The sequence below is a fragment of the Clostridium arbusti SL206 genome (assembly GCF_000246895.1).
Classification (GTDB): domain Bacteria; phylum Bacillota; class Clostridia; order Clostridiales; family Clostridiaceae; genus Clostridium_I; species Clostridium_I arbusti.
This window is the reverse complement of the sequence record NZ_BAEV01000163.1, coordinates 1-3,946: the sequence shown is the minus strand read 5'-3', so window position 1 is coordinate 3,946 and position 3,946 is coordinate 1. Positions and strand designations below refer to the sequence as shown.

The following is a 3,946-nucleotide window of genomic DNA, read 5'->3' as shown; positions in this document are numbered from 1 at the left end:
CGTATTTATGAATACTAGAGTGTTTACATGTATTTGATTCATTGTTATTATTTTTTATTTATAATAGTTTTCTCTGCGGGTATTTCTAATACTATATTAGCCTGTATTTTGTCATCTCTTAAATTATTTTTTTCTTTAATTTCTTTAACAACCCCAGCTGTTAAATAAGTAGGCATGAAATTTTTAGATAAACTATATAAATCATCTCCAGACTTTACTTTATAATTTATATAGGTATAATCTAAAGTATCAGTTTTTACTTTAACTATGTTTTTATTTGATTCTTCTGAAAAAGTAGGTTTAGACTTTGATGAAGATTCATTTATTATATTGTAACTAGGTTTTAAAGATATACTGTTTTGCTGATCATTATAAACTAAACTACTACAAATAAGTAATACAAGAATTGATGATAAGATTAATAAGAGCTTATTTCTACTCATGATAAAATCACCTCATAATATTAAATTAATATATTAGTAATTATTAACCATGAGCAGGAATATTATACATATATTGTAAATAAAAATATGAATCTTTATTTTTAATATTAAAAATTTTAAATTGTTTTCAAGAGATTCTTTAATAGGGACCAGTCATTTTCATATAATCTTAAAAATTCATCATTTCTATTATAAGTTAAAGAAGAAGGATGATACATAGGAAAAATATATTTTCCTATAATACTATTGAATACAACTTTACCATGACATTCACCAATACTTTTAAAGTCAGTCAGTCTCTTTAGTGGAATATTACCTAGTGTTATTATTAACTTAGGATTTACAATTTTAATTTCTTCATTTAAGATTTCTCTAAATAGATTTATTTCTGGAATTTTAGGAGGTCTATTACTTATGGTAGTCTTATTTGCTTTACTAATTTTTAATTTTACAGGTCTAAAAAAGCATGTATTTGTTATTCGGACATTCTTACGATAAAGTCCAACAGAATTTAAATATTTTTCAAAGGTTTTACCAGCCAAACCAACAAAAGGTTTTCCAGTTTCAACTTCAGTTTTTCCAGGAGCTTCTCCTACAAATAATATATCACAAGGGACTGGCCCATCTCCTGTTATCCATCCACCAATAGGTTCAGCTTTATAATTTTCTGATATATTTTTTATTTTTATTTCTAAATCTTCTAGTGTCATAGTGTAATCTCCTTCTGTTAATTTTATTAAAAAAACATTTTTATATAGATTTTTAGTTAAAACATAAAGTATATTTTAAAACAAAGCTATTCTTGTTACTCTATAATAAAAATTATTATATGTAAAGTTATAATGATGGTATATTATAACTTTAATAGTTGCATATATACTATTTTAAGCTATAATGTGTATAATAATCAAAAATATAATCATAGAAAACATATTAAATTCCATCTGTGATGATTATTATATAACGTATATTTAATTTGCGTAGAGTACATGGAGGTACATTATGAAAAAAACTGCAATAATTATAATACTAATAGCATCTTTATTAGTATTAGTAGCGTGTACAAAATAAAAAATATTTCTACAAGTAAATCTAATGTAAGCAATGTAACAAATGATATAAGTTCAGATTCAAATTCTACAAATACAAATGTAAATAAAATAAATAGTACTGTACAAAATAAAAATTTAGAAATCGATAGTCCTAAATATAGTAACAATAATTTAAATACTATTGTAGATATAGATGAATGGAATCATCCTGTTAAATATGTATTTAAAAATGCCAATATTCAAGTGAAAAAAGTAGAATTTAAAAATAATAAAACCTATCCTATATTTTATGTAAGTCTAGCAAAAAATATAGATACTAATAATAAGACATATTATAAAAATCTAATAAAGCAAATTGCAACAGCTAATGGATATTGGGATTATGAGATAATAGATACAAACAAAAATTTAGATATTAAGGTGATTTGTGATAAAAGTAAAAAAGATTTAAAGCAAATAATATATAATAAAGATAATAGTTACTTTGCTGAATCACAAGAAGATAAAAATGAATCTAATAGTAAAGACAAGGAGTTCATAGATTATATTACAAATAATGTAAGCGAAGTTAAGAGCTTTGTGGATTCTCTAAAGAATAATAATAATGCTAAAGGTATTGTTTACGTGGAACGATATCCTGATAAGAATTCTACTAATATATATATAAGAGATTATTATGGGGTATATGTAGGAGAGGAACATTCAGATCATAATGTAAACATATATAGATTCGCTATTAATAAGGATAATAAACAAATATTATATTATGATGTTGTAAATGATAAATATGAGAGTCTTAGTGAGTGGAGAAAAAGTAGATAGATTGTATCCATACATTTCACTAAAAGTTTATGAAGAATTATAATATAAAGATAGAAAAGTAAATTTGTATATAGGAGTGATATAATGAAAAATTCTCTTATAATGACACCAGGGCCTACTATGGTATCTGAAAATGTTAGAATGGCAAGAGCTGAGGAAACTACCAATCCTGATATTGATGAAAATTTTTATGAGTTTTATAAGGAAACTTGTTTTAGATTAGCAACCTTTTTAAAAACTAGAAATGAAGTAAGGATTTTAAGTGGAGAAGGAATATTGGGACTTGAAGCTGCCTGTGCATCTTTAACAGAAAAGGGAGATAGGGTTTTAATAATAGAAAACGGAATTTTCGGAGAGGGATTTGGAGATTTTGTAAAGATATATGGTGGAGAACCATTTTATTTTAGAAATAACAGGAAAAGAAAAATAGATATAGAAGAACTAAAAGAATTTTTAGATAAGGACAGTAATTTTAAGTATGCAACAGTAGTACATTGTGATACTCCTTCAGGTGTTTTAAATGATATAGATAAAATATGTCCTATATTAAAGGACAAAGGGATATTAACAGTAGTTGATAGCGTAGCAGGTATGGGCGGTGAAGAAGTAAGTGTAGATAATTGGAAAATAGATATAGTTTTAGGTGCATCTCAAAAGTGTTTATCAGCACCACCAGGATTAACATTTTTAACTATAAGTGAAGATGCTTTTCATGTAATGGAAAATCGGCAGACACCAATAGCATCATTTTATTGCAATCTTTTAATATGGAAAGATTATTATAAAGATAAGTGGTTCCCTTATACACCGCCTATAAGCGATATAATTGGATTAAGGAGAGCAATAGATAATTTACTGGAAGATGAAGATATAATTAAAAGACATGATAAGATCGCCACAGCTACAAGAGCAGCAGTGGTTTCCTCAGGACTAAAAATTCATATAGAGGAAGGTTATTCAAATACAGTAACTGTATTTGATGTTCCTCATGGAATAAATGATAAAAAAATAATAAAATATATGGTTGATAATTATGGAGTTATGATTACAGGTTCTTTTGGATATCTGGAAGGAAGGGTATTTAGAATAGGACATATGGGTGAAAATGCTAGACCTGAAAAGGTGGGATACACTTTATTTGCATTACAGAGAGCATTAGAACATTATGGTTTTAAATTTTATAAGGATATGGCTAGCACTTTTTTTGAAAAGATTTAAATTTAAGAGGAAAGATTTATTTAGTTGTTTGTTTAACTAAGTAGATCTTTTTATTATTTACATGATTAAAATTATGTACTTAATTAATTATAAGTAAAAATTGGTATTTGATAAAATGAGTATTTGATTATACTGATAATTTATAATAGTTTATATATAATAAATTTTAAGTGATTATTGGGAGGCATGAGATTATATGCTTAAATACTTGTCCTAGTGTATCATTATGTAATATATTGAGGAATAACGAGATAATTTGATTATTATGAATATAATTGTGAATAATGGATATATAACAATATATACAGTAAAAACATTATGATATACTAACACATGTCGTTGAGAAATGACAAATCAAATCAATAAAGATTTCAACAAAAAAGTGTTGACAAATTATATTGATGATGTTAG

At 25.3% G+C, this 3,946-nt stretch carries 4 protein-coding genes; 2 read left to right on the top strand and 2 right to left on the bottom strand.

Translation table 11 applies throughout. The features are described from left to right. Positions 1–47: 47 nt before the first annotated feature. Both RH99_RS17680 and RH99_RS17675 read right to left on the bottom strand, forming a co-directional pair. Entirely contained in the window at positions 48–443 is a 396-nt protein-coding gene (locus RH99_RS17680; RefSeq protein ID WP_010241457.1) for a LysM peptidoglycan-binding domain-containing protein, read from the bottom strand. Positions 444–559: 116 nt separating this feature from the next. Then, on the bottom strand, positions 560–1,153 hold the full coding sequence (locus RH99_RS17675) for a uracil-DNA glycosylase (RefSeq protein WP_010241455.1): 594 nt from the start codon (positions 1,151–1,153) through the stop codon (positions 560–562). A gap of 348 nt (positions 1,154–1,501) precedes the next feature. On the opposite strand from RH99_RS17675, the gene RH99_RS17670 reads away from it, so the two are divergent. Beyond that, positions 1,502–2,317, top strand: a complete 816-nt coding sequence (locus tag RH99_RS17670) for a hypothetical protein (RefSeq protein ID WP_243441514.1) — start codon at positions 1,502–1,504, stop codon at positions 2,315–2,317. Between the two features lie 84 nt (positions 2,318–2,401). Continuing rightward, positions 2,402–3,535, top strand: a complete 1,134-nt coding sequence (locus tag RH99_RS17665) for a pyridoxal-phosphate-dependent aminotransferase family protein (RefSeq protein WP_010241449.1) — start codon at positions 2,402–2,404, stop codon at positions 3,533–3,535. Positions 3,536–3,946 lie beyond the last annotated feature (411 nt).

Bases quoted from the DNA above. Each gene is read 5' to 3' on its own strand.
- RH99_RS17680 (WP_010241457.1), bottom strand. From the start codon at position 443: ATGAGTAGAAATAAGCTCTTATTAATCTTATCATCAATTCTTGTATTA.
- RH99_RS17675 (WP_010241455.1), bottom strand. From the start codon at position 1,153: ATGACACTAGAAGATTTAGAAATAAAAATAAAAAATATATCAGAAAAT.
- RH99_RS17665 (WP_010241449.1), top strand. From the start codon at position 2,402: ATGAAAAATTCTCTTATAATGACACCAGGGCCTACTATGGTATCTGAA.